Origin of the sequence: Pseudomonas nitroreducens, assembly GCF_024170165.1 — a bacterium.
Classification (GTDB): Bacteria; Pseudomonadota; Gammaproteobacteria; order Pseudomonadales; family Pseudomonadaceae; genus Pseudomonas; species Pseudomonas nitroreducens_C.
Map to the genome: position 1 here is coordinate 43,437 of NZ_JALJXP010000013.1, position 21,073 is coordinate 64,509.

The following is a 21,073-nucleotide window of genomic DNA, read 5'->3' on the forward strand; positions in this document are numbered from 1 at the left end:
ATGTCCACCGCCCGCCTGCGCACCTTCCTCGCCGTGGCCCGCCACGCCAGCTTCAGCGCCGGGGCTCGGGCCATCGGCCTCAGCCAGCCGACCGCGACCACGCAGATCCAGGGCCTGGAGCGCGAGTTCAACGTCGAGCTGTTCCACCGCCGGGGCCGGCGCATCGAACTGACCGCCGTGGGCCGCGCACTGCTGCCCATCGCCCAGCAGATGTCGATGCTCGAATCCGAGGCGACCAACCTGCTGCGCGATTCCGGCCAGCTCAACCGCGGACAGCTGAAGGTCGGCGCGGTAGGGCCGTTCCATGTGATCGAGATGGTCGACCTGTACCGCCGCGACTACCCGCAGATCGATGTGTCGATCCGCATCGGCAACTCCGCCTCGGTGCTCGCCGATCTGGAAAACTACGTCACCGACGTCGGCGTGCTCGCCGGGCTGCATGACGACCCGGCGTTCGTCGCGCAGTTGTACGCGCGGCACCCGGTGATCCTCTTCGCCCATGTCGACCACCCGTTTGCACGCCACACCGAAGTCCGCCTGCAAGCCTTGCAGGGCCAGCCGCTGCTGCGCCGCGAGCAGGGCTCGACCACCCGCGTGGCGCTGGAGCGCGAGCTGGACAAGGCCGACGTCACGCCGCGCATCGCCATGGAGATCGGCAGCCGCGAAGCCCTGCGCGAGGCGGCGATCCGCGGCATCGGCATCGGCGTGGTGTCCGAGGCCGAGTACATCGCCGACCCGCGCCTGAAGGCCATCCGCATCAGTGGCGACCCGGTGTGCACCGAGACCTATCTGTACTATCTGGCCGAGCGCCGCAGCAGCCAGGTGATCGCCTCCTTCCTGCGCTCGCTCGCGCAATAGCACAGCTGCCGGCGCCGGCGTAAGGCTTGTGGTGCGGGGCGGGGCGCGGGTTATCCTGCGGCCCCCGTCGTTGTCACGAGGCTGTCATGTCGTCCGCTACCGAGCCTGCCCTGCAGCGAGCCGACCGAGATTCGCGCCACTCCGCCCAGGTGCTCAGCCTGTGCCTGCCCAGCGACGTGCTGCTGTACCTGCTGCTGCCGATGTACGCGGCGGATTTCGGCGTGACCCTGGTGGAGGCGGGCATCCTGCTGGCGGCCAACCGGCTGGTGCGCATCGTCGGCTACGGCTGGGTGGTGCGCTTCTACGCTCGCCATGGCGACCGTGCCGCGTGCAGCCTCGCGGCCTTTGCGGCGGCGGCCTGCGCGCTGGGCAACGCGACCCTTTCCGGCTTCGCCGCGCTGCTGGTGCTGCGGCTGGTCTGGGGCCTGTGCTTCGCCACGTTCAACCTCAGCACCCAGACCCTCGCCACCGCCGAAGCACAGGGTGCCGCGCGGCGCGCCGGGCGCTCGCGGGCGACCCTTTCCATCGGGCCGATGCTGTTCCTGCCGCTGGGCGCGCTGATGGCTCAGGCGCTGGGCCCGCGCAACATCTTCTTCGCCCTCTGCGTCAGTGCCCTGTGCGGCCTCTGGCGTGCCCGCGCGCTGCCTGACAAGGGCCACGACATCCCCGCCAACAGCGGCCGGCGCCTGCGCCTGCCGGACAGCATCGCCACCTGGTCCTTCATCGAAGGTGTGACCCTCGACGGCCTGTTCATCTTCGGCCTGTCGCTCTACGCGCAGACTCACCTGGGCAGCACCGGCGTGCTGGTGGCGGGCGTGCTGATGGCGGTGCGGTATCTCAGCGAGATGCTCTTCAGCCCCTTCGGCGGGCGCCTGGCCGACCGCTTCGGCGCGCTGCGCATGCTGGTGGTGCTGTCGCTGGCCACCTCGCTGGCGCTGCTGATGTTCGGCAGCTACTGGCTGTTCGTCGGCGCCTTCTTCGTGTTGGTGCTGCGCGCGCTGCAACTGCCGCTGGTGGTCACGCTGGTGGCGCAGCGCAACCCGCAGGCGCGCATCCAGGCGCTGGCTGGCAATGCGGTGTGGCGCGACATCGGCGCGGGGCTCGGGCCGATCCTGGCTGGCGTGCTGCTGCCGCAGGTGCCGGCGCTCTGGGCCTACGCCGGTGCGGCTGCGATACTGGCGCTCAGCGCGCTGGGCTGTGCCTGGCGACGTTGACTGAACCAGGATGGATTGGCACGGCAAGGAAGCAGGAAAGTGAAAGCAATGTTCATCGCACTGAGCGGGATTCTGTCGCTCGCGCAAGTGGCGCCGGCCCTCGCGGATAACCTCAACGGCAAGACCCTCTTCACCCAGCGCTGCGCGGTCTGCCACGGCGCGGACATCAAGGCGACCGGGCCGCTGGCGCGCAAGAGCAACCCACCCACACCTGACCTCACGACGGCTGCTTTCAAGCAGCGGCTGAGCGAGTATCCGGGCGTCATCGTCGCGTCGGTGGTGCTGCGCCCCAACGGCAGCCTGATCCCCCGGACCCTGCGCGAGAACGGCGTGAAGATCGCGCCGCATGCCTGGAGCATCGACGACCTGCGCGACCTGAATCAATACATGGTCGGGGTGATTTCGAAGAGTCGCTGAGGCTGCCCGTGGGGCACGGAAATCCGCACGCGAGGGCGGCGCCGAATGCGCGGATTGTTCAAGCGCGGCTGACGGCCCGGCAGGAAAACTGGCGGCTCTTCCTGAATTGGAGCTGCCCCCAATGCGCTACCTCTACGCCCCCGCGTTCTTCCTCGGCTTCATCGGCCTGGCCCTGTACCTGATCGGTGCAGGCGTATCGCTGCTTTGCCTGCCGGCGCTGTTGCCGCTGGCGATCCTGCTGGCCTTCCTCGCCGAGCGGTGCTGGCCGTATCGCGCAGGCTGGAACGAGAGCCACGGCGATGGTGCCCGCGACCTGATCCATGCGCTGGTCAACGAGACGCTGAATGCGCTGGGCATCGCTGCGATTCCGCTGCTGGCCCTGTGGCTGCCGCATTTCGGGCTGTGGCCAAGCGATTGGCCGCTGGCGTTGCAACTGCTGGCGGCGCTGCTGATCGCCGACCTCGGCATCACCCTGGTGCACTACGCCAGCCATCGTTCGCCGCTGCTGTGGCGCCTGCATGCGGTGCACCACAGTGTCACCCGCATGTACGGTTTCAACGGGCTGATGAAGCATCCGTTGCACCAGATGCTCGAAGCCCTGGGCGGCACGCTGCCGCTGCTGTTGCTGGGCATCCCGGTGGAGGTCGCGGCGCTGCTGGCGTTCGCCATTGCCATCCAGTTGCTGCTGCAGCACAGCAACGTCGACATGCGCATCGGCGCGCTGCGCCACCTGTTCGCCTGGGCGCCGCTGCATCGCCTGCACCACCTGAAGTACGGCACGGCGGGGGATGTGAATTTCGCCTTGTTCTTCAGCTTCTGGGATCGCCTGCTGGGCACTGCGCTGCATCTGCCGGGCTATGCACTGGCGGAGGATGACCTGGGAATCGGCGACCGGCCTGACTATCCGCTGGCGTATTTCGATCAGCTCGCCGAGCCGTTCCGTCGTGTGGATGTGGCGCATCCGCCGGCACCGTTGCCGGCGGAGTTGCAGCGTGCGGGAGTTGGTGTGCGCGGATAGCCCGGTTCGCGAGCAAGCTCGCTCCTACAGGGGGACTCCGGCGCTGGATTCAGCTCAGCAGCCGCAGTTTCAGCTGGCGCAGTGTCAGGTCGGCGCGGATGCCGAACTGGCTGCGCACGCTGCGGGAGAAATGCGCGGAATCGGCGAAGCCCGTCGCGATGGCAGCGTTGGTCAGGCTGTCGCCGGCCATGGCCAGCCGCAGCGCCTGGCGCAGCCGTTGCCAGAGCACCAGGCGGCGCACCGACAGGCCAAGGGTGCCGCTGAACAAGCGTTCCAGCTGGCTCAGCGACAGCGAGGCTGCCTCGGCCAGCGACTGGGCAGGCAGGGCGCCGTCGTCCAGCGCGCGGATGCGTTGCAGGGCTTTCTCCAGGCGCGGGTCGAGCTGTCGGCGCGGCAGTTCGCGCAGGCCTGTTGCGAGACGCTGCAGGTCTGGTCCGATCTGCCGGCAAAGCCGCTCAAGGTCGGCCAGTTCGAAGGCCAGCGGTTCGGCAAACAGGGTGATGACGCGCTGCTCACCAGGGAGGATCGCGTGACGCTGATTGGAGGCGATCACCAGCAATGAACCCTGCTGCTTCTGCTCGTCGATCAGCGCCGTCACTTCGCCCGCGCAGGCCAACAGCAACTGGTGCGCGTAGTGCGCGTGGGGACGCGCGTGGCCGGTGGTGCCGGCGACCAGGCAGAAGTCCGCGCCGAGCCAGAGCTCGCCCTGCCAGGCCTGTTCACGCACGCTCATGCGTCACGCCCGAAAGCGGCAATGGCGAAGTCGAGGAAGCTGCGCAGCTTGGGCGTCAGGCGCCGGTCCGGGGCGTAGAGGATGTGCATCGGCGAGGTGGGAACGCTGTACTGCGGCAGCAGTTGCACCAGCGTGCCGCTGCGCAGGGCATCGCCGACCAGCTCCCGGGGTTGCAGCACCACGCCCAGCCCGGCCACGGCTGCGGCCAGCAGTGGGTCGCCCTGATTGATCGTCAAACGGCTTGTAATCGGCACCTCGATGCGGCCTTCCGGCCCGTCGAAGGTCCAGCTGGAGCGGCCATCGGAAAAGGCGAAGCCCAGGCATTCGTGCTGGCTCAGGTCCCCGGGCGTGCGGATCGCCGGGCGCCGTGCGAGGTACGCTGGCGCGGCGCACAGCACAAGCCGATAGGGCGCCAGCGGCACCGCCTTGAGGCGGCTGTCGGCCAGCTCGCCAATGCGGAAGACCACGTCGTAGCCGTCGTTGACCAGGTCCACCAGGTCGTTGGAGAGCGTCAGGTCCACCGCCACCTGCGGGTAGCGCACCATGTACTCCAGCAGGCGTGGCGACAGGACGCGCATGCCGAAGGTCACCGGCGCGTTGATCCGCAGCCGTCCGCTGGGCGTGCCACGGGTGACGGCGGCGAGGCTTTCCGCCGCCTCCATGTCCGCCAGGATCAGTTTGGCGCGCTGGTAGAAGGCCCGGCCGAAGTCGGTGAGGCTCTGCCGCCGCGTGGTGCGGTTGAGCAGCGACAGGCCCAGGTGCTGTTCGAGCATCTTCACCTGCTTGCCCACCAGCTGGGAGGACATCTGCAGTTCCTCGGCGGCAGCGCTGAAGGAGCCCAGTTCCACCGCGCGGACGAAGGTGGCCATCTGTTCGAGACGGTCCATTGCAAACCCTGTGTTTCAAGTGTCTGGCCATCCTAGGCCTTTATCCGAGCCCGGCCAACGCCTAGATTTTTCCCCTGTCGCGAATGGGCCGAGCAGCGCTCCCGTGACTTTCTACACTCCCATTCCGGCCGGCGTTCTGTGCGCCGGCCCTCGCTTGAAGAGAGGTTGCCATGGCCCGCATTGTCAGAATCCACGAATACGGTGACGCCAGCGTCCTGAAGCTGGAGGCGGTGGATGTGCCTGCCCCGGCGGCGGACGAGGTGCAGATCGCGGTCAAGGCCATCGGCCTGAACCGCGCCGAAGTGATGTTCCGCAATCACGCCTACCTGCAGGAAGCCGAGTTCCCCAGCCGCCTGGGCTATGAGGCTGCCGGTGTGGTGAGCGCGGTGGGCAGCGCCGTCGGGGACGTCGCGGTGGGCGATACGGTGAGCCTGATCCCGCCGCTGGATATCGCCCGCTGGGGCACCTACGGCGAAGTGGCCAACGTGCCGGCACACCTGGTGGTGAAGCATCCGCAGAACCTCAGCTTCGAACAGGCTGCCGCGTCCTGGATGCAGTACGTGACTGCGTGGGGGGCGCTGGTGGAGCAGGCGAAGTTGTCGCAGGGCGACTTCGTACTGGTCACCGCCGCGTCCAGCAGCGTAGGGCTCGCGGCCTTCCAGATCGCCCGCATGGTCGGCGCCACCTCGATGGCCGTGACCCGCACCCAGGCGAAGAAGCAGGCGCTGCTGGAGGCCGGCGCCGATCACGTGATCGTCAGCGACGACGAGGACATCGTCGAGCAGGTGATGGCGCTGACCGCCGGGCAGGGCGCCCGCGTGGTGTTCGACCCCATCGGCGGCCCCGGTTTCGAGGTGCTCACCCAGGCCATGGCGCGTGGCGGCATCCTGCTCGAATACGGTGCGCTGAGCCCGGAGCCGACGCCCTTCCCGCTGTTCACCGTGCTGGGCAAGTGCCTGACGCTGAAGGGCTACCTCTACGCCGAGATCGTCGCCGACCCGGCGGCGCTGGAGCGCGCCAAGGCATTCATCGTCAAGGGCCTGGAGTCCGGCGCGCTGCGCCCGGTGATCGCGCGGACCTTCCCACTGGAGCAGATCCAGGACGCCCATCGCTTCCTCGAAGCCAACCAGCAGGTGGGCAAGATAGTCGTCACGGTCTGATGACGGACGACAGGAAAAGGGCGCCGGGCATTGAAATGTCCGGCACCCTTTTTTGTGCCCGCCCGATCAGAGCGGCGGCCGCTCCCACGGCGCGCCGTCGGCGAACTGTGCCTCGATCCACGCCTTGAACGCTGCGCTGGTGGCCGAGCCGTGGCGGGCGGAGGGGCGCACGAAGTAGATGCCACCGGCGGCGCCCAGCTGCCATTCCGGCAGCACCCGCACCAGCCGGCCGCGGTCGAGGTCCTGGCGCATCAGCCACTCGCCGCCGGCGAGGATGCCTACGCCCAGGCGGGCGGCGCAGAGCAGTGCCTCGTTGTCGTTGCTGATGAGGCTGCCGCGCATCCGCACCGTGTGCTGGCGGCCGTTGCGCGCGAGCTTCCAGTCGGGCCAGGAGTGCAGGCCGGTAAAGCCCAGGCAGTTGTGCTCGGCGAGCTGCCCCGGGGTCTGCGGCGTGCCGTGGCGCTCCAGGTAAGCGGGGGCTGCGCAGAGGATGCGTCGCAGGTCGCACAGGCGCCGGGCCAGCAGGCGGCTGTCGGCCAGCTCGCCGATGCGGATGGCGGCGTCGAAGCCTTCGGCGACCAGGTCGACGAAGCGTTCGGCGTACTCCACTTCCAGCGTCACCTGCGGGTGCGCCAGGGCGAAGCGCGAGAGGATCGGGCTCAGCCACTGGCGACCCATGGCAGCCGGCAGCGCGATGCGCAGGCGGCCCTGCACCTGGGCGGCGCTGCGGGCTGCCTCGGCCTGCGCTTCGGCGATCAGGCTGGCGGCCTGGCGCAGTCGCTCCACCAGCCGCTGGCCCTCGTCAGTGAAGCGCAGCTGGCGCGTGGTGCGCTCCACCAGCCGCACGCCCAGGCGCTGTTCCAGGGCGCCGAGGCGCTTGGACAGCACCGACGGGTGGCGTTGCAGCGCCCGCCCGGCGGCGGCGAAGGAGCCGTGCTCGGCCAGCGCCAGGAGGGTGGCGAGTTCGTCGGCCTGGCGACTATCGAACAGATCCATAGGGCTCCCGATTCGGCGAATCCGCCGTGGCGGCGGGCATCATTCATGGCGTGAGGACGATGGCCCCTGCGGAGCGGCCTTCCTGCAGGTCGGTGTGGGCCTGGGCGACTTCCGCCAGCGGATAACGACGCCACACGCGAGGCTGGATGATACCGTCTGCGATGGCTTGCAGAACGTCCTGCGCGCGCTGCTGATATTCCTCGGCCGTGGCGGTGTGAGCGGCCAGCGAGGGGCGGGTGAGGAATAGCGAGCCCTTGGCGTTGAGCGTGGCGACTTCCACGGCCGGCGGCGCGCCGGAGGCCATGCCGAAGCTGACCAGCAGGCCGCGGGGGCGCAGGCAGTCCAGCGAGGCCTCGAAGGAGGCGCGGCCGATGGGATCGTAGACCACGTCGACCTTTTGCCCGTCGGTGAGACTACGGACCTGCCCGGCCAGCGTTTGTGCATCGAACACCAGCACTTCGTTGCAGCCGGCAGCGCGCGCACGTTCGACGCTCTGCGCCTTGGACACCACGCCGATGACCAGGGCTCCCAGGTGCCTGGCCCAGGGCACCATCAACTGCCCCAGCGCGCCGGCGGCGCCGTAGATCAACACGCGGGAGCCGGGGCCGACCGGCCAGGTAGTCTTGAGCAGGTATTGCGCGGTGATGCCCTTGAACAGCACGGCGGCGGCATCCTCGAAACTCACCGAGTCCGGCAGCTTGACCAGACGCTCCGCCGGGTAGAGGCGCGCGCTGGCATAGGCGCCGAGCGGGCCGGTGGCGTAGGCGACGCGGTCGCCGACCTGCACGCTGGTCACGCCTTTGCCGATGGCGGCGACGGTGCCCGCGCCTTCCAGGCCGAGCGAGGAGGGCAGTGGCACCTTCACTGCGCCGGAGCGCTGGCTCAGGTCCAGCGGATTGACGCCGATGGCGGCCTGTTCCAGCCACACTTCGCCGGGGCCGGGTTGTTGCACCGCGGTCTGTTCGAGACGGAGGACTTCCGGGCCGCCGAAGGCTGCGAGCGATAGTCGGTTGATCATGCTTTTCCCCTGACTGGTGATGGTGCCCGCCAGTCTAGGGCTGTGATCGTAATGCACCAGACAGGTCTGGTGCAGGATATTGCTGCATACCATGCAGCAATGCGCCGAACTCGCTCAGGCTGTGGTGCGCTGGGTGAAAGCCAGGTGGTAGCCGTTGCAGTCGCGTACTCCGAACTCCCGCGAGCCGTAGGGCATGTCCTGCAGGGGCCAGGCGATCTGCGCGCGATTCCTTATCGCGTTGTAGTAGCGCTCGACGTCGGCCAGCTGCAGGTAAATCGAGCCGGAGCAGCCCACCTCGCGGCCCCACAGGTCCTGAGCGGTGAACAGCAGGCGGCAGTCTGCCAGTTGCACGGTGAGCGTCCCCTCGGCGGAGTCGGTCACGGTGAAGTCGAGTGTGTCCCGGTAGTGCTCGCGGGTGATGGCGAGGTCGTGGCAGCGCAGCAGCAGGGTCAGCGACATGGGAGCTCCGGAGGTGGGCGCGGAGCGGCGAATCATGGCACAGGGATCAGCGCAGAATCACGCGCAACAGCGCCACCAGCGCCGCGCCAAAAACCGGCGAGAACCAGATGCCGAAGGTCTTGAGGATGAATTGCCGGGCGTAGGTGAGCAGGCTCATGTCTGCAGCGGGCACGCCCAGGCTGTGATGGCAGTAAGCGAGAACTGCCACGATGAAACAGGTGCCGGCGAGAACTCCGGCTAACCGCCAGGCCAGCCCGCGCTCGCTGGCATAGGCCAGCAGCGCGCCGCAGAGCGCGCCGCTCAGGCCAACCAGTACCTCGAAGAGGAGTTCCGGCTCGGCGAACCACTGGTTGCCGTTGAGCCCCAGCTCGTTGCCGATGGACCAGCCGCACAGGCTGCCCAGGAGCAGCGCGGCGGTGAACCAGGGGAGATAGCGCAAACCCGGACTGTTCTGCACCGGCAGGGTTCCCGAGAGAGGGGTGATGGCAAAAGAGCAGTATAGCGGGGGCCCCGGTGTTCGCCGGTTCAGCGACGCAAGGCGGTAACGCTCACTTGCGCAGGATGTAGATCCGCACGCCGTCCACGCCGGGGATGACCTTGTAATGGCGTATCTGCGAGAAACCCAGGCGCTGGAACTCGCGCTCCAGGGAACGGGTGCTGGCGAAGTCCGGGCCACCAGGATGGGGATCGGGGCCGCAGGGGCAAGCCAGGTCCGTGGGGACGGCGGCGCTGGAGTGATCGACGCGGGCGAACAGGATCACGCTGTCGCGGGTCACCGGAATCCACTGGTTCAGCAGCCGGATGTTCTGCCGGTTGCAGGCGCTTTGCGGGATTTCCGGGAGCAGCAGGCAATCGACCGAGCCCTTGCGCAGTTCGGCGTTTTCCTGCGGGGCTGGCAGGTCCCTGATCCGCCGCTTCATCGCCTCGGGCAGCCGCTGGTGGGCTTCGGCCAGTGCGTCGCCGGACGGGCAGGTCGCCACGATGATGCGGTTGCTGTGCTCCAGCAGTACCGGCCAGGCGGCGCCCGGCGACTGCGAAACCTCCAGCACCAGGATCGGTTCTTCCGCCACGCGCAGGGCCAGGCGCAGCAGGCGTTTGTTTCGCCACTGGCGAATCCGCTGGCAAAGGCCACTGCCGAGCGAGCTGCCGGAATGAGTATCGCGGCTGTGAGGGGGGGCGGAAGCGAACAGGCGTTGGGGGTCGTTCATGGGCACGGACTCGTCAGTTACCGTCATTGTCGAGTTGCGCGATCAAGGACTCGTCAAGGGCTTGTGAAAAAGACGTTGTGACAGTGGGCGGTTGCGCCATTCGAACGTTTGCTGGCGAATTCGGCGGTTTGTGCCATCTGCTCCTGGCTTGATTGCGGAATTTTCCGGTCCTTTTGACGAATTCTTTTCCTTTCGACTTGTAGAGTCCCGTTCCGACTGCCGCTTTCGGCCTCCTCCTGCGCTGCCTTTCGTCCAGTACGACGGACCATTACAAGGGACACCCCATGCAACTTTTCCGCTCGGCCCCTACGCGCTTCCTGGCGCTGGTTGCCTTGCTCTGGCTGATCGTCTTCTTCCTGACCCGCCTGGTCCTTCTGGTAAGCCACTTGCCCGAGGTGGGCAGCGGCCATGTCGGGGTCTTCGTCATCGGCCTGCTCTATGACCTGAGCTTCCTGGTCTATGCCCTGTTGCCGATGGGCGTGGTCCTGCTGCTGATGCCCGCGCGTGTCTGGCGCAGCGCCACCTGGCGCTGGTTGCTGACGGCCACGCTGTTCGTCAGCGTTTACGTGATGCTTTTCACCGCAGTGGCCGAATGGCTGTTCTGGGACGAGTTCGGGGTGCGCTTCAACTTCATCGCGGTCGACTACCTGGTGTACTCGGACGAGGTGCTCAACAACATCCTCGAGTCCTATCCCATCGGGCTGTTGCTGAGCATCCTGGCGGCCATCTCGCTGGTCGTGACCCTGGCGCTGTTCAAGGCCGTCGGCCGTCTGCGCGACGCCGAGGTGGCGTCCCTGCCGCGCCGTCTGCTGGGCTGTGCCGGACTGGTGGTGCTGGCGCTGGTGGCCGGCCTGCTGGTGGATCAGGATTCCCCGCGTGGCCAGGGTGGCAATACCTATGCCCGCGAGCTGGGCAGCAACGGGCCCTATCAGTTCTTCGCCGCCTTCCGTAACAACGAGCTGGACTACCCGCAGTTCTACGCCACCCTCCCGGCGCAACAGGTGACCCAGCAGATTCGCGCGGAACTGGCCGAGCCCAACGCCCGCTTCACTGGCAATGATCCGATGGACATCCGCCGCACGGTCGCCAGCGCAGGTACGCCCAAGCGCTACAACATCGTCCTGGTGACCATCGAGAGCCTGAGCGCCAAGTACCTGGGCAGCAATGGCGACGGTCGCAACCTCACCCCCAACCTCGACGAGCTGCGCCGGCACAGCCTCTACTTCAACAACTTCTACGCCACCGGCACCCGCACCGACCGCGGCCTGGAAGCCATCACCCTGTCGATCCCGCCGACGCCGGGCCGCTCCATCGTCAAGCGCGTCGGCCGCGAAAGCGGCTTCGCCAGCCTCGGTCAGCAACTGAAGAACGTCGGCTACGACGCCGTGTTCCTGTATGGCGGCCGCGGCTACTTCGACAACATGAACGCCTTCTTCGGCGGCAACGGCTACCGCATCGTTGATCAGTCCAGCGTCCAGGAGTCGGACATCCACTTCAAGAACGCCTGGGGCATGAGCGACGAAGACCTCTACGCCCAGACCATCAAGCTGGCGGACGAGGACCACGCGCGTCAGCAGCCATTCCTGCTGCAGCTGATGACCACCTCCAACCACCGCCCGTACACCTATCCGGACGGCCGTATCGACATTCCCTCCGGCGAGGGCCGCGATGGTGCGGTGAAGTACACCGACTACGCCATCGGCCAGTTCCTCAAGGCGGCGAAGGGCAAGCCCTGGTTCGACAACACCCTGTTCGTGTTCGTCGCCGACCACACCGCAGGCAGCGCCGGCAAGGAAGACCTGCCGGTGGCGAACTACCAGATCCCGCTGTTCATCTACGCGCCCAGGCTGCTGCCCAGTGGTGAGCGCGGTGAGCTGGCAAGCCAGCTGGATCTGGCGCCGAGCCTGCTGTCGATCCTCAACCTGAGCTACACCTCGACCTTCTACGGGCGCGACCTGATGGTGCCGAACGCCCTGCCACCGCGCGTGGTGATCGGCAACTACCAGCACCTGGGCCTGTTCGACGGCCAGGACCTGGCGATCCTCAGTCCGCGCGGCGAACTGCGCCGGCACAACCAGGCGCTGGGCGCGAGCACCGAAGTGCCGGCGAAGGCCGACGACCCGCTGGTACAGCGGGCGATCAGCTACTACCAGTCGGCGAGCTACGGCTTCACCCACCACCTGCTGGACTGGAAACCGGCGGCGGGGCAGTAAGTCCCGATCTGCCAGGTATCGCGCAATGCGATACCTGGCAGTGCGAAATACGCCACTTGCCGGGGCGGCGCTTGGGTATAAGTCGCCCATGCGCTACCGACGTCTGGACCTCAACCTGCTGGTCGCCCTGGATGTGCTGCTCGAAGAGGGCAGCGTCAGCCGGGCGGCGCAGCGTCTCAATCTCGGCCAGTCGGCGACCAGCGCCGCGCTGGGCCGTCTGCGCGAACATTTCCAGGACCCGCTGCTGGTGCCCCTGGGGCGGGGCCTGGAGCTGACGGCACTGGCGCGCCAGCTGGCGCCGAAGGTGCGCGAGGTGCTGAGCCTGGCCGGGGAGGTGGTGGAGACTTCCGCCGCCTTCGATCCCGCCCGCTGTGATCGGCGATTCACCCTGGTGGCTTCGGATTATGTGGCGGCGACCCTGCTGCCGGCGGTCAGCCGTGAACTGGCGCGTCGGGCCCCTGCTGCCTCGCTGGTGCTGCGTGACCTGCCGCTGCCGCGCGACGGTGATGTGGTGGCCGAGGCGCTGGAGTACCGGCGCAGCGACCTGGTGATAGTCCCGCAGCGGCGGGTCAACCCGCGTTACTCCCACGAGGCGCTGCTCAGCGATGAACTGTGCTGCATCGTCTGCGCTGCTCATCCTGCGCACGAAGCGTCGCTGAGCCTCGCTGCGTACTGCGCGGCCGGGCATGTGCTGCGCGAGTTCACCGATGGCCGGAACCTGTCGCTGGATACCCAGCACCTGCGGGAAATCGGTATCGAGCGGCGGGTCGCGGTGGCGGTGCAGAGCTTTGCCCTGATGGCCGAGTTCGTCGTCGGCACGCCGCGAATCGCCACGCTGTTCCGCCGCCAGGCCCAGGCGCTGGCAAGGCGTTATCCGCTGCGCGTACTGCCGGCGCCCATCGAGTTCCCGGCGGCGGTGCAGGTGCTGCAATGGCACCCGCAACAGGCGCTCGACCCCGCACTGGCCTGGCTCCGCCAGGTGCTGGCGGAGCAGGCCGCGTTGCTCGATCAGGATTGAGTCTCGCCCGTCTCGCCCGTCTCGCCGTGCAGGCCGAGTTCCGTGATGGCCAGCAGGGCGCAGCGCTCGTCGTTGTCCGAGGTATCCCCGCTGACGCCGATGGCGCCCAGCAGCCGGCCTTCGCCATCGCGCAGGAGAATGCCGCCAGGCACCGGGATCACTTCGCCGCCGGTGAGGCTGTTGATCGCATCGAAGAACGCCGGCATGGCCTGGGCGCGGCGCGCCAGTTCGCGGCCGCCGAAGCCCATGCCCAGGCAGCCGCGCGCCTTGCCGGTGGCGATCTGCGGGCGGAGGAAGCTGGCCTGTTCGTCGCGCAGCACGGCCAGCGGGTGACCGGCCGCATCCAGCACGGCGGCGGCCAGCGGACGCACGCCCTGGGTGCGGGCGTGACGCAGGGTGGCGGCCGCCAGGCGCGCGGCCAGTTCGAAGTCGAGGAGGATCATGCTCACTGGCTCCATTTGCCCAGTTGGGCGACGCGATCGCGGGTGTAGAGATCGGTCCACTTCAGCGAGTTGAAGTCCGACACCTGCTTGGGGTTGTAGGCGGTGCGTTGCAGGCGCACCGGCTCGCCGGCCTTGTACACGGCCTGCAGGCGGTTGCGGTCCTGGAGGATGCGGATGTCTTCCAGCGGCGAGCCGTCGAGGATCAGCAGGTCGGCCTGCTTGCCCGGTTCCAGGGTGCCGAGGGTTTCGCCGCGGGGCATCAGGCGCGAGCCGACATTTGTAGCGGCGTAGAGCGCCTCGGCAGGGGTGAAGTCCAGCCGGCGCACCAGCAGTTCCAGTTCACGGGCATGCCATTCGCCGTAGGGTGTCACGGCGAAGCCGCTGTCGCTGCCGCAGGCGAAGGGAATGCCGGCAGCCTTGGCGCGCTTGAGCACCGGGGTGCCCAGCTCCAGCGTCCGTGCGCAGTAGCCGGCGTAGCCGGTGGCGATGGCGGGGTCGTGGGGCTGGCAGAAGTCCACGGTGTTCTGCGGGAAGGTCATGGTCGGCGCGAGCACGCTGCCGGCTTCCAGCAGCGCCTCGATGCAGGCGTCGTCCATGTAGAAGGCGTGGAAGACCAGGTCGACCCCGGCCTTCGCCGCGTACATCACTGCTTCGCGGCCGTAGGCGTGGGTGGCCACGCGACAGCCGAGGCGGTGGGCCTCCTCGACCATCTCGCGGGTTTCGTCGGCGGTGAAGGCGGCGATGATCTCGCCATTGGGCCGGCGGTGCGTGCCGTCCATGGCGATCTTGATCAGGTCGACGCCGTCCTTGGCCTGCTTGCGGATTTCCGCGATGGCCTCGGTGCGGCTGGTGACCAGCGCAGCGGTGAAGTATTCCGGTGCGCCGACACGGCTGGGGAACCAGTCGTTGAGGCTCTGCCGGTTGGTGATCACGCGGCTGCTGGCGGCGATGCGCGGGCCTTCGAAGAGCCCGGCGTTGACCGTATTGCGCACGGCGATGCTGAGCTGGCCGCTGTCGCCGGGGCAGACCATGGAGGTGACGCCGGCGGCCAGCACGTGCTGGGCGAAGAACAGTCCGCGCAGGGCGCGGAACTCGTCGCTGGTCCAGATATCGATGTCCTCCTCGCTCTGGGCGTTGCCGAAGGCCAGGTGGGTGTGCACGTCCACCAGCCCCGGCATGACGAAGTCGCCGTGGACTTCGCGATCGCCGGCTGCCGGGCGCGGCGCCTCGGCCGTCGGCCCGGCGTGGCGGATCACGCCGTTCTCGATGATCAGCGTCTGTCGCTGGCGCGTTTCCAGGCCGGTGCCATCGAACAGGGTGGAACAGTGCAGGTGCAGGGCGCCCATGGTCGGACTCTCCTCGTCTTGTTGTTTGCCGGCAGGCTAGGGCGGGTGGGGCGGCCGGCACTATCAGATGCTGTCGATGGGCACCCATCGATGCCCTCGATACGTGGCGCAGACCTGATGGTTTGCGGGGTTCAGCGGAGTGAGCGGCACTGCCGGGCGGGTATCGGGAGTGGTGATGCCTGGCATGGCGATCGGCGATTTTTCCTGCGGCCGTGGTGAAGGCGAGGATGCGCCCGCCCATCAACCACCAAGGGAAAATCCCATGAAGGCTATTCGTGATCTGTTGCTGAACCTGGAAGCCGAACGCCAGCGCGCCCTGGTCGAGGAGGACCACAGGCGGCTGGACGAACTGTTCGCCGATGAGTTGCTGTACGTGCACACCACCGGGCTGGTGCAGGACAAGGCGCAGTACCTGGACTATGCCCGCCATGCCGTGCGCTACCTGGCGGTGGAGCGTGGCGAGCTGGCGGTCCGCCTGTTCGGCGATGGCCTGGCGCTGATGAGCGGCCCGCAGTGCAACCTGCTGCAGAAACGTGGCGGCGGCGAGCCGGTGCGTGCCGAAGGCTTTGCCACGCAGCTCTGGGTGAAAGGCGAGGAGGGCTGGCGCATCGCGTCGTTCCACGGCACCCGCGCCCCGGCCTGACCTGAACCTGTAGGAGCGAGCTTGATCGCGAACAGAGCCTTGCGCCGGGGCCGTTCGCGAGCAAGCTCGCTCCTACGAAGAACACCCGTCGCCGGCGTCGTAGCGAACCTGCAGGAGCGGGCCATGCCCGCAATCGCGCCCTTGGGGCGGCCGGGGAGCGAGCAGCAAGAAAACGGCGCCAACGGGCGCCGTGGAGGGCGGGGCCGATGCCCCGCAGGAGCAGCGCCGGGTGACCGGCGCAAGGGCGGTCAGGCGGTGTGGCCGCCGAGGGTTTCGGCAATCCAGTCGGCGATGTAGTGGCCGGCGTTGATGCTGTTGTCGAAGCTCGAATGCTGCACGCCACCTTCGCGCTCGGTGAAGATCTTCAGCTCGCGTTTCGGGCTGTTCACCAACTGTTCGTAAGTGCGCTGCGCCCACTTCAGCGGAATCTGCGAGTCCTTCTCGCCATGGGTGACCAGGAAGGGCACACGGATGCGCTCGAGCACGCCATCCAGGTGCACGTTCTCGGCGATCGTCATGAACTCGTCCATGTCCTTGGCGCCCCAGACCCACTGCACATGCGCCCAGTAGTGCGGCACCGGGAAGTTGCCTTCCTTCTCCAGGCGGCGCTTCTGCACGTCGCGCCAGTCGTGGTTGGCGCCCCAGACCACGCCGCAGGCGAAACGCGGCTCGAAGGCCACCGCGCGCGGGCAGTAGTAGCCGCCCAGGGAGACGCCCTCCAGGCCGATGCGTTTGGGGTCGACTGCGGGGTGGGTCTCCAGCCAGTCCACCACGCGGCTGGCCCAGTGCTCGCTGTCGTAGCGCGCGGTCAGGCCATGCAGGCGCAGCGCTTCGCCGGTGCCGGGCTGGTCGATGATCAGCGAGGACACGCCGCGTCTGGCCAGCCAGGCCGGCAGGCCGACGCGGTATTTCATTTCCTTGGTCGAATCCAGGCCGTTGACCTGCACCAGCAGCGGCGCCGGGCCGTCGACGCCCTCGGCGCGCACCAGCAGGCCGGAGAGGTGTTTGCCCTCGTAGGGGATTTCCACCCGCTCGCAGTTTTCCTTCGACAGGTCGATGCCGCGCGCGAAGGTTTCCAGGAAGCGCCGGTACAGCGCCTCGCGACCCGGTGCACCGTGGGCCTGCAGGCGTTCGCAGGTGAGGTAGTAGGTGGCGGCGCGGTTGTATTTCTCCCCGGCGGAGAGGCGGCGGCCGGCGGCCTCGTCTTCCTCGGCGAGGGCGCAGAGCTTGTCGGCCATCTTCGCCCAGGTCTCGCGGAAGGCCCGGGTGCCGGCGGCGTCAGGCTGCTTGGCGGCTTCCTGCAGCGGAGCGCACATCTCCTCGATCTCGCCCAGGCGGGCGCCCATCTCGATGGCCAGGTCCACCGAGAGATTCCAGACGTAATTGGTGGGGAAGTAACGGAACATTCTTCTTGTCCTTCTGCGGTCGTTGAGTCCGGCGCCCGGAAACAGCGGCAGGCACGCAGGGCGCGGTTCGAAGGCAAGGTACGCAGGCGAGGTGGAGCGGGGCCAATCGCGAGTGGGGATGCGAGGTATCGTGAAACGCGATGCCCCGGCGCCGTTGCGGCGGCCGGGGTGATAACTGGCGTCAGGCGCTGGCGCGCAGGGCGTCTGGCTGCTGGTCGACGCTCTGGATGAAGTCGCGGATGCGCTCGCGCAGCCAGCGGTGCATGGGGTCGCCCTCCATGCTGCGATGCCAGAGCATGAATTCGCGCATCACCGGAATCTTCACCGGCGGCGGCAGGAGGCGCAGCGGCAGGTAGCGTCCGTACAGCTCGGCGAGGCGGCGGTGCATGGTCGCCACGCGCTGGGTGCCGACCAGCAGTTGCGGCAGGGTGTTGAAGTCGTTGGTGATCACTTCCAGGCGGCGATTGAAGCCGTACTGACTCATGAACCAGTCCTCGATGCTCAGGTGCCGGTTGCGCCCGAAGCCCACCGAGATGTGGCCCATCTGCATGTACTGTTCCAGGGTCAGGGCGTCGCCGACCTCGGGGTTGTCGCGCCAGACCACGCAGACGTGATCCTCCTCGAACAGCAGCTGCGCCGGATGGCCGTCGATGACGTAGCGCTCGGGCGCGATCATCAGGTCGAGCTCGCCGCGCATCAGCATCTCGGCGGTGTTGTCGCCGGGGCTGAGCATCTCGAAGGTGATGTGCGGCGCCTCCTGGTGGATCTTCTGGATCACCTGGGCGAACAGCACGCTGATCAGGTAGTCCGAGGTCACCAGGCGGAAATGGCGCTTGCTGCTGGCGGGGTCGAACACCGGCTTGGAGGTGATCGAGGAGCGGATGGTCAGCAGCACTTCGCGCACCGGCACGGCCAGCTCCAGGGCATAGGGCGTGGGCTGCATCTTGCGCCCGACCTGCACCAGCAGTTCGTCCTCGAAGAAGGTGCGCAGGCGCCCCAGCACGCCGCTGGTGGCCGACTGGGTCATGTGCAGGCGTTCGGCGGCACGGGTGATGTTCTGCTCTTCGAGCAGCACATCCAGCGCCACCAGCAGGTTCAGGTCCAGGTGGTGAAAACGCATGGCGATGGCTCACGGTTCTTGTAGTTATTTTCGCGATACCTTCGGGCCGCATTGCCGATACGTCAATAGCACCCTGCCTCCTCCGTGCGGCTAACGCCCTGCGTCATGGGCTGCCACGCAGGTATCGCGATTGCCGATGCCTCGCATCCCCACACGCGATTGGTCAGCCATCAGGGCGGGCCATCAACCTGCGCTCCAGTCGAGCGGCCAACGAGCCGCGGCGACCCACCACCGGCGACCCCCTGCCCGGCGCCGAACATAATTTCAATGGAGTGGTAGCCATGAACATTCTTGGACTCGACGCGCTGGTCTTCGGCGTCGACGATATCCAGGCCTGTGCCGATTGCCTGCGTGATTACGGCCTCACGGCCGCCCAACTGGATGCCGACGGTGGCCGATTCGAGGCACTGGACGGCACCGCGATCATCATCCGCCGGGGTGATGATCCGAGCCTGCCGCCGGCGCTCGGACCGACCCCGTCGCTGCGCGAAACTGTCTACGGCGTGGCGTCCACTGCGGACCTGGAAGCCATCGCCGACGAGCTGGGGCGCGACCGCGAGGTGCGCCGCGACGAGAACGGCGCGCTGCACAGCGTCGACGACCTGGGCTTCGCCATCGCCTTCCAGGTGTCCTGGCGCCGCACCTTCGAGGCGCCGGCCGACCTGACCAACGCCCCCGGCAGCGCGCCGCAGCGCCCGCTCAACCAGCTGGGCATCACCCCGGACATGCCGGCGCTGCCGCGCACCCTGTCCCACGTCGTCTACTTCGTGCCCGACGCGGCCAGGGGCGAAGCCTTCTACCGCGACCGCCTGGGCTTCGTCACCACCGACAGCTTCGTCGGCGTCGGCCCCTTCATGCGCACTGCCGGCATGGACGACCACCACTGCCTGTTCATGATCCAGACCCCGCCGCACATGCAGGGCTGCGAGCACTTCACCTTCCACATGGGCAGCGGCACCGAAGTGCTGCTGGCCGGCACGCGCTTCCAGCAGAAGGGCTGGACCAGCTTCTGGGGCCCCGGCCGCCACCTGCTGGGCTCCAACTGGTTCTGGTACTTCAACAGCCCGCTGGGCTGCCACATCGAGTACGACGCCGACATGGACAAGCACGACGGCGCCTGGGCTGCGCGCCAGGCGCCGATGTCGGCGGACAACTCGCAGCTGTTCCTCTTCACCTCGCGGGAGAAATGGGCGCCGAGCGGCCCGCCGCCCAAGCAGGGCTGAGCCTTGGATTGCGTGGCGCTGTGCCGGCTCGACGAGCTGGGCGAGGGGCAGTCGCGCGGATTCGACCCGCAGGGCAGGGGAGCGGACAGCCTGTTCGCTCTCCGCCACCAGGGTCAGGTGCGTGTGTACCGCAACCTCTGCCCGCACCTGTCGGTGCCGCTGGAGTACCGCAAGGACCGCTTCCTCAGCGCCGATGGCCAGTGGGTCATCTGCTATGCCCACGGCGCGCGCTTCCGCCCGGAGGACGGCGCTTGCGTGCACGGGCCCTGTCGCGGGGAAGTGCTGCCGGCGCTGCAACACCGCGAGTCGGACGGCTGGCTGCTATTGCCGCTGGCGCAACTGGACGCCTGAGGTATCGCGCCGCGCGATAGGTCGCATCCGCGGACTCGATTAGTCAAAGCCCGGCCCTGCCGGGAAGCTGTGCCACGGGCACGCAGAACGGCCGCCGCGCAGATCGTGGCGGACAACAAGAACAAGACGTGAGAGATGCCATGAATACTGTGAGCAATGTACTGATCGTGGGTGGCGGGATTGGCGGGCTGTGCGCCGCCATCGCCCTGCGCCGCAAGGGAGTCGCGGTCGATCTGGTCGAGTTGAAGACCGAGTGGACGGTCTACGGCGTCGGCATCATCCAGCAGAGCAACGTGGTGCGCGAGATGCACCGCCTCGGCCTGCTCGACGCCTACCTGGACGCGGCCTACGCCTTCGAGGACGTGGCCATCTACACCACCGGCGGGCAGCAGCTGGCGCGCATTCCCGGCCAGCGCCTGGCCGGCCCGCAGTACCCGGCCAACGTCGGCATCTCCCGGCGTGCGCTGCACAAGGTGCTGAGCGAGACCGCCATCGAACTGGGCACCCAGGTGCGCCTGGGCACCTCGGTGGAAAGCCTCGAACAGGACGCCAGCGGCGTCGACGTGTTGTTCAGCGACGGCAGCCAGGGACGCTACTCGCTGGTGGTGGGTGCCGACGGCCTGTTCTCCCGGGTGCGCGGCCTGCTCTTCGGCGACAAGTACCAGCCGCACTTCACTGGCCAGTCGGTATGGCGCCACAACTTCCCGCGTGCCGCCGGCATCGATCACCTGGCCAACTACCAGGGTCCGTCGGGCAACGCCGGCCTGGTGCCGCTGGCCGATGACCTGATGTACCTCTTCACCACTTCCCACGAGCCGGGCAATCCCTGGATGGACCCGGCCAGCCTGGCCGACGGCCTGCGCCAGCGCCTGGCCGGCTTCGGCGGGCTGATCGGCGAGCTGCGCGAGCAGATCGGCGACAGCAGCGAGGTCATCTACAAGCCGCTGGAGGCCGTGTTCGTCGACGAACCCTGGTACCGCGGCCGCGTGCTGCTGATCGGCGACGCCGCCCACGCTACCACGCCGCACCTGGGCCAGGGCGCCGGCATGGCCATCGAGGATGCCGTGGTGCTGGCCGAGGAACTCACCGCCGGCGGCGAGCTGGAAGACCAGCTGCAGCGCTTCATGGGCCGCCGCTTCGAGCGCTGCAGGTTCATCAGCGAGATGTCCCTGCTGGCCGGTGAGAAGGAGATCCAGCGCGACCCGTCCTTCGACCGCATCGGCCTGGTCAAGCAGATGCTGGAGGTCACCGCGCGCCCCATCTGATGTCCCCGCCCGGCGCGCCCTGCCTTGATGGCGCGCCGTGGCCCAGGCCAACCACCGCCAACACCGACGCACAAGAA

General features: G+C 68.0%; 22 protein-coding genes. 11 read left to right on the top strand and 11 right to left on the bottom strand.

Translation table 11 applies throughout. The features are described from left to right. The 4 genes from J2T47_RS23160 (at position 1) to J2T47_RS23175 (ending at position 3,507) form a co-directional block, all read left to right on the top strand. The gene (locus tag J2T47_RS23160; RefSeq protein ID WP_253452136.1) at positions 1 to 858 is read left to right on the top strand and encodes a LysR substrate-binding domain-containing protein; all 858 of its coding nucleotides are present in this window, start codon (positions 1 to 3) and stop codon (positions 856 to 858) included. Positions 859 to 944: 86 nt separating this feature from the next. Continuing rightward, positions 945 to 2,072 (top strand): MFS transporter, encoded by a 1,128-nt coding sequence (locus tag J2T47_RS23165; protein ID WP_253452139.1) that lies wholly within the window; start codon positions 945 to 947, stop codon positions 2,070 to 2,072. Between the two features lie 48 nt (positions 2,073 to 2,120). Beyond that, the gene (locus J2T47_RS23170; RefSeq protein ID WP_253452142.1) at positions 2,121 to 2,489 is read left to right on the top strand and encodes a cytochrome c; all 369 of its coding nucleotides are present in this window, start codon (positions 2,121 to 2,123) and stop codon (positions 2,487 to 2,489) included. Positions 2,490 to 2,610: 121 nt separating this feature from the next. Beyond that, the gene (locus J2T47_RS23175) at positions 2,611 to 3,507 is read left to right on the top strand and encodes a sterol desaturase family protein (protein ID WP_253452145.1); all 897 of its coding nucleotides are present in this window, start codon (positions 2,611 to 2,613) and stop codon (positions 3,505 to 3,507) included. 49 nt (positions 3,508 to 3,556) lie between these two features. Here the strand turns inward: J2T47_RS23175 and J2T47_RS23180 are convergent, their stop codons facing one another. Together J2T47_RS23180 and J2T47_RS23185 are read right to left on the bottom strand one after the other, a co-directional pair. Beyond that, entirely contained in the window at positions 3,557 to 4,240 is a 684-nt protein-coding gene (locus tag J2T47_RS23180) for a helix-turn-helix domain-containing protein (protein WP_253452148.1), read from the bottom strand. After that, complete coding sequence (locus J2T47_RS23185; protein WP_253452151.1) at positions 4,237 to 5,127, bottom strand: LysR family transcriptional regulator; 891 nt, start codon at positions 5,125 to 5,127, stop codon at positions 4,237 to 4,239. The genes J2T47_RS23180 and J2T47_RS23185 overlap by 4 nt, the downstream gene beginning before the upstream one ends. A gap of 170 nt (positions 5,128 to 5,297) precedes the next feature. Between J2T47_RS23185 and J2T47_RS23190 the strand changes: the two genes are divergently transcribed. Next, a complete protein-coding gene (locus tag J2T47_RS23190; RefSeq protein ID WP_253452154.1) occupies positions 5,298 to 6,287 on the top strand; it encodes a zinc-dependent alcohol dehydrogenase family protein in 990 nt (329 codons plus the stop codon). Positions 6,288 to 6,353: 66 nt separating this feature from the next. Here J2T47_RS23190 and J2T47_RS23195 read toward each other — a convergent pair whose 3' ends face one another. From J2T47_RS23195 to J2T47_RS23215, 5 genes are all read right to left on the bottom strand, one after another. Further along, complete coding sequence (locus J2T47_RS23195) at positions 6,354 to 7,283, bottom strand: LysR family transcriptional regulator (protein WP_253452158.1); 930 nt, start codon at positions 7,281 to 7,283, stop codon at positions 6,354 to 6,356. Positions 7,284 to 7,326: 43 nt separating this feature from the next. Then, positions 7,327 to 8,301 (bottom strand): quinone oxidoreductase family protein, encoded by a 975-nt coding sequence (locus J2T47_RS23200; protein WP_253452161.1) that lies wholly within the window; start codon positions 8,299 to 8,301, stop codon positions 7,327 to 7,329. 114 nt (positions 8,302 to 8,415) lie between these two features. Continuing rightward, positions 8,416 to 8,760 carry a VOC family protein gene (locus tag J2T47_RS23205; protein ID WP_253452164.1) on the bottom strand — a complete coding sequence of 115 codons (345 nt, stop codon included), beginning with the start codon at positions 8,758 to 8,760 and terminating at the stop codon, positions 8,416 to 8,418. A gap of 46 nt (positions 8,761 to 8,806) precedes the next feature. Beyond that, complete coding sequence (locus J2T47_RS23210) at positions 8,807 to 9,217, bottom strand: hypothetical protein (protein ID WP_253452167.1); 411 nt, start codon at positions 9,215 to 9,217, stop codon at positions 8,807 to 8,809. Between the two features lie 91 nt (positions 9,218 to 9,308). Beyond that, positions 9,309 to 9,968, bottom strand: a complete 660-nt coding sequence (locus tag J2T47_RS23215; protein WP_253452171.1) for a hypothetical protein — start codon at positions 9,966 to 9,968, stop codon at positions 9,309 to 9,311. Between the two features lie 284 nt (positions 9,969 to 10,252). Here J2T47_RS23215 and J2T47_RS23220 point away from each other — a divergent pair, with 284 nt between their 5' ends. After that, positions 10,253 to 12,181 carry an LTA synthase family protein gene (locus J2T47_RS23220; RefSeq protein ID WP_253452174.1) on the top strand — a complete coding sequence of 643 codons (1,929 nt, stop codon included), beginning with the start codon at positions 10,253 to 10,255 and terminating at the stop codon, positions 12,179 to 12,181. Between the two features lie 88 nt (positions 12,182 to 12,269). After that, complete coding sequence (locus J2T47_RS23225; protein ID WP_253452176.1) at positions 12,270 to 13,199, top strand: LysR family transcriptional regulator; 930 nt, start codon at positions 12,270 to 12,272, stop codon at positions 13,197 to 13,199. Here J2T47_RS23225 and J2T47_RS23230 read toward each other — a convergent pair. Both J2T47_RS23230 and J2T47_RS23235 read right to left on the bottom strand, forming a co-directional pair. After that, on the bottom strand, positions 13,190 to 13,642 hold the full coding sequence (locus J2T47_RS23230; RefSeq protein WP_253452180.1) for a GlcG/HbpS family heme-binding protein: 453 nt from the start codon (positions 13,640 to 13,642) through the stop codon (positions 13,190 to 13,192). The genes J2T47_RS23225 and J2T47_RS23230 overlap by 10 nt on opposite strands. 2 nt (positions 13,643 to 13,644) lie before the next feature. Next, positions 13,645 to 14,988 carry a metal-dependent hydrolase family protein gene (locus J2T47_RS23235; protein WP_253452182.1) on the bottom strand — a complete coding sequence of 448 codons (1,344 nt, stop codon included), beginning with the start codon at positions 14,986 to 14,988 and terminating at the stop codon, positions 13,645 to 13,647. Positions 14,989 to 15,250: 262 nt separating this feature from the next. On the opposite strand from J2T47_RS23235, the gene J2T47_RS23240 reads away from it, so the two are divergent. Then, positions 15,251 to 15,631, top strand: a complete 381-nt coding sequence (locus J2T47_RS23240) for a nuclear transport factor 2 family protein (protein WP_253452185.1) — start codon at positions 15,251 to 15,253, stop codon at positions 15,629 to 15,631. Between the two features lie 248 nt (positions 15,632 to 15,879). Here J2T47_RS23240 and J2T47_RS23245 read toward each other — a convergent pair whose 3' ends face one another. Further along, positions 15,880 to 17,037 carry an alpha/beta hydrolase family protein gene (locus tag J2T47_RS23245; RefSeq protein WP_253452188.1) on the bottom strand — a complete coding sequence of 386 codons (1,158 nt, stop codon included), beginning with the start codon at positions 17,035 to 17,037 and terminating at the stop codon, positions 15,880 to 15,882. Between the two features lie 181 nt (positions 17,038 to 17,218). Further along, positions 17,219 to 18,157 carry a LysR family transcriptional regulator gene (locus J2T47_RS23250; RefSeq protein WP_253452191.1) on the bottom strand — a complete coding sequence of 313 codons (939 nt, stop codon included), beginning with the start codon at positions 18,155 to 18,157 and terminating at the stop codon, positions 17,219 to 17,221. A 281-nt stretch (positions 18,158 to 18,438) separates the two neighbouring features. Between J2T47_RS23250 and J2T47_RS23255 the strand changes: the two genes are divergently transcribed. The 3 genes from J2T47_RS23255 to J2T47_RS23265 all read left to right on the top strand — a co-directional run bounded on the left by J2T47_RS23255 (position 18,439) and on the right by J2T47_RS23265 (position 20,996). Next, positions 18,439 to 19,380 (top strand): VOC family protein, encoded by a 942-nt coding sequence (locus tag J2T47_RS23255; RefSeq protein ID WP_253452194.1) that lies wholly within the window; start codon positions 18,439 to 18,441, stop codon positions 19,378 to 19,380. A gap of 3 nt (positions 19,381 to 19,383) precedes the next feature. Then, a complete protein-coding gene (locus J2T47_RS23260; RefSeq protein WP_253452197.1) occupies positions 19,384 to 19,731 on the top strand; it encodes a Rieske (2Fe-2S) protein in 348 nt (115 codons plus the stop codon). Positions 19,732 to 19,871: 140 nt separating this feature from the next. After that, positions 19,872 to 20,996 (top strand): FAD-dependent oxidoreductase, encoded by a 1,125-nt coding sequence (locus J2T47_RS23265; RefSeq protein WP_253452200.1) that lies wholly within the window; start codon positions 19,872 to 19,874, stop codon positions 20,994 to 20,996. The last annotated feature ends 77 nt before the right edge of the window (positions 20,997 to 21,073 follow it).

Coding starts and splice junctions, on each gene's coding strand:
- J2T47_RS23160 (WP_253452136.1), top strand. CDS start 1: ATGTCCACCGCCCGCCTGCGCACCTTCCTCGCCGTGGCCCGCCACGCC.
- J2T47_RS23165 (WP_253452139.1), top strand. CDS start 945: ATGTCGTCCGCTACCGAGCCTGCCCTGCAGCGAGCCGACCGAGATTCG.
- J2T47_RS23170 (WP_253452142.1), top strand. CDS start 2,121: ATGTTCATCGCACTGAGCGGGATTCTGTCGCTCGCGCAAGTGGCGCCG.
- J2T47_RS23175 (WP_253452145.1), top strand. CDS start 2,611: ATGCGCTACCTCTACGCCCCCGCGTTCTTCCTCGGCTTCATCGGCCTG.
- J2T47_RS23180 (WP_253452148.1), bottom strand. CDS start 4,240: ATGAGCGTGCGTGAACAGGCCTGGCAGGGCGAGCTCTGGCTCGGCGCG.
- J2T47_RS23185 (WP_253452151.1), bottom strand. CDS start 5,127: ATGGACCGTCTCGAACAGATGGCCACCTTCGTCCGCGCGGTGGAACTG.
- J2T47_RS23190 (WP_253452154.1), top strand. CDS start 5,298: ATGGCCCGCATTGTCAGAATCCACGAATACGGTGACGCCAGCGTCCTG.
- J2T47_RS23195 (WP_253452158.1), bottom strand. CDS start 7,283: ATGGATCTGTTCGATAGTCGCCAGGCCGACGAACTCGCCACCCTCCTG.
- J2T47_RS23200 (WP_253452161.1), bottom strand. CDS start 8,301: ATGATCAACCGACTATCGCTCGCAGCCTTCGGCGGCCCGGAAGTCCTC.
- J2T47_RS23205 (WP_253452164.1), bottom strand. CDS start 8,760: ATGTCGCTGACCCTGCTGCTGCGCTGCCACGACCTCGCCATCACCCGC.
- J2T47_RS23215 (WP_253452171.1), bottom strand. CDS start 9,968: ATGAACGACCCCCAACGCCTGTTCGCTTCCGCCCCCCCTCACAGCCGC.
- J2T47_RS23220 (WP_253452174.1), top strand. CDS start 10,253: ATGCAACTTTTCCGCTCGGCCCCTACGCGCTTCCTGGCGCTGGTTGCC.
- J2T47_RS23225 (WP_253452176.1), top strand. CDS start 12,270: ATGCGCTACCGACGTCTGGACCTCAACCTGCTGGTCGCCCTGGATGTG.
- J2T47_RS23230 (WP_253452180.1), bottom strand. CDS start 13,642: ATGATCCTCCTCGACTTCGAACTGGCCGCGCGCCTGGCGGCCGCCACC.
- J2T47_RS23235 (WP_253452182.1), bottom strand. CDS start 14,988: ATGGGCGCCCTGCACCTGCACTGTTCCACCCTGTTCGATGGCACCGGC.
- J2T47_RS23240 (WP_253452185.1), top strand. CDS start 15,251: ATGAAGGCTATTCGTGATCTGTTGCTGAACCTGGAAGCCGAACGCCAG.
- J2T47_RS23245 (WP_253452188.1), bottom strand. CDS start 17,037: ATGTTCCGTTACTTCCCCACCAATTACGTCTGGAATCTCTCGGTGGAC.
- J2T47_RS23250 (WP_253452191.1), bottom strand. CDS start 18,157: ATGCGTTTTCACCACCTGGACCTGAACCTGCTGGTGGCGCTGGATGTG.
- J2T47_RS23255 (WP_253452194.1), top strand. CDS start 18,439: ATGAACATTCTTGGACTCGACGCGCTGGTCTTCGGCGTCGACGATATC.
- J2T47_RS23265 (WP_253452200.1), top strand. CDS start 19,872: ATGAATACTGTGAGCAATGTACTGATCGTGGGTGGCGGGATTGGCGGG.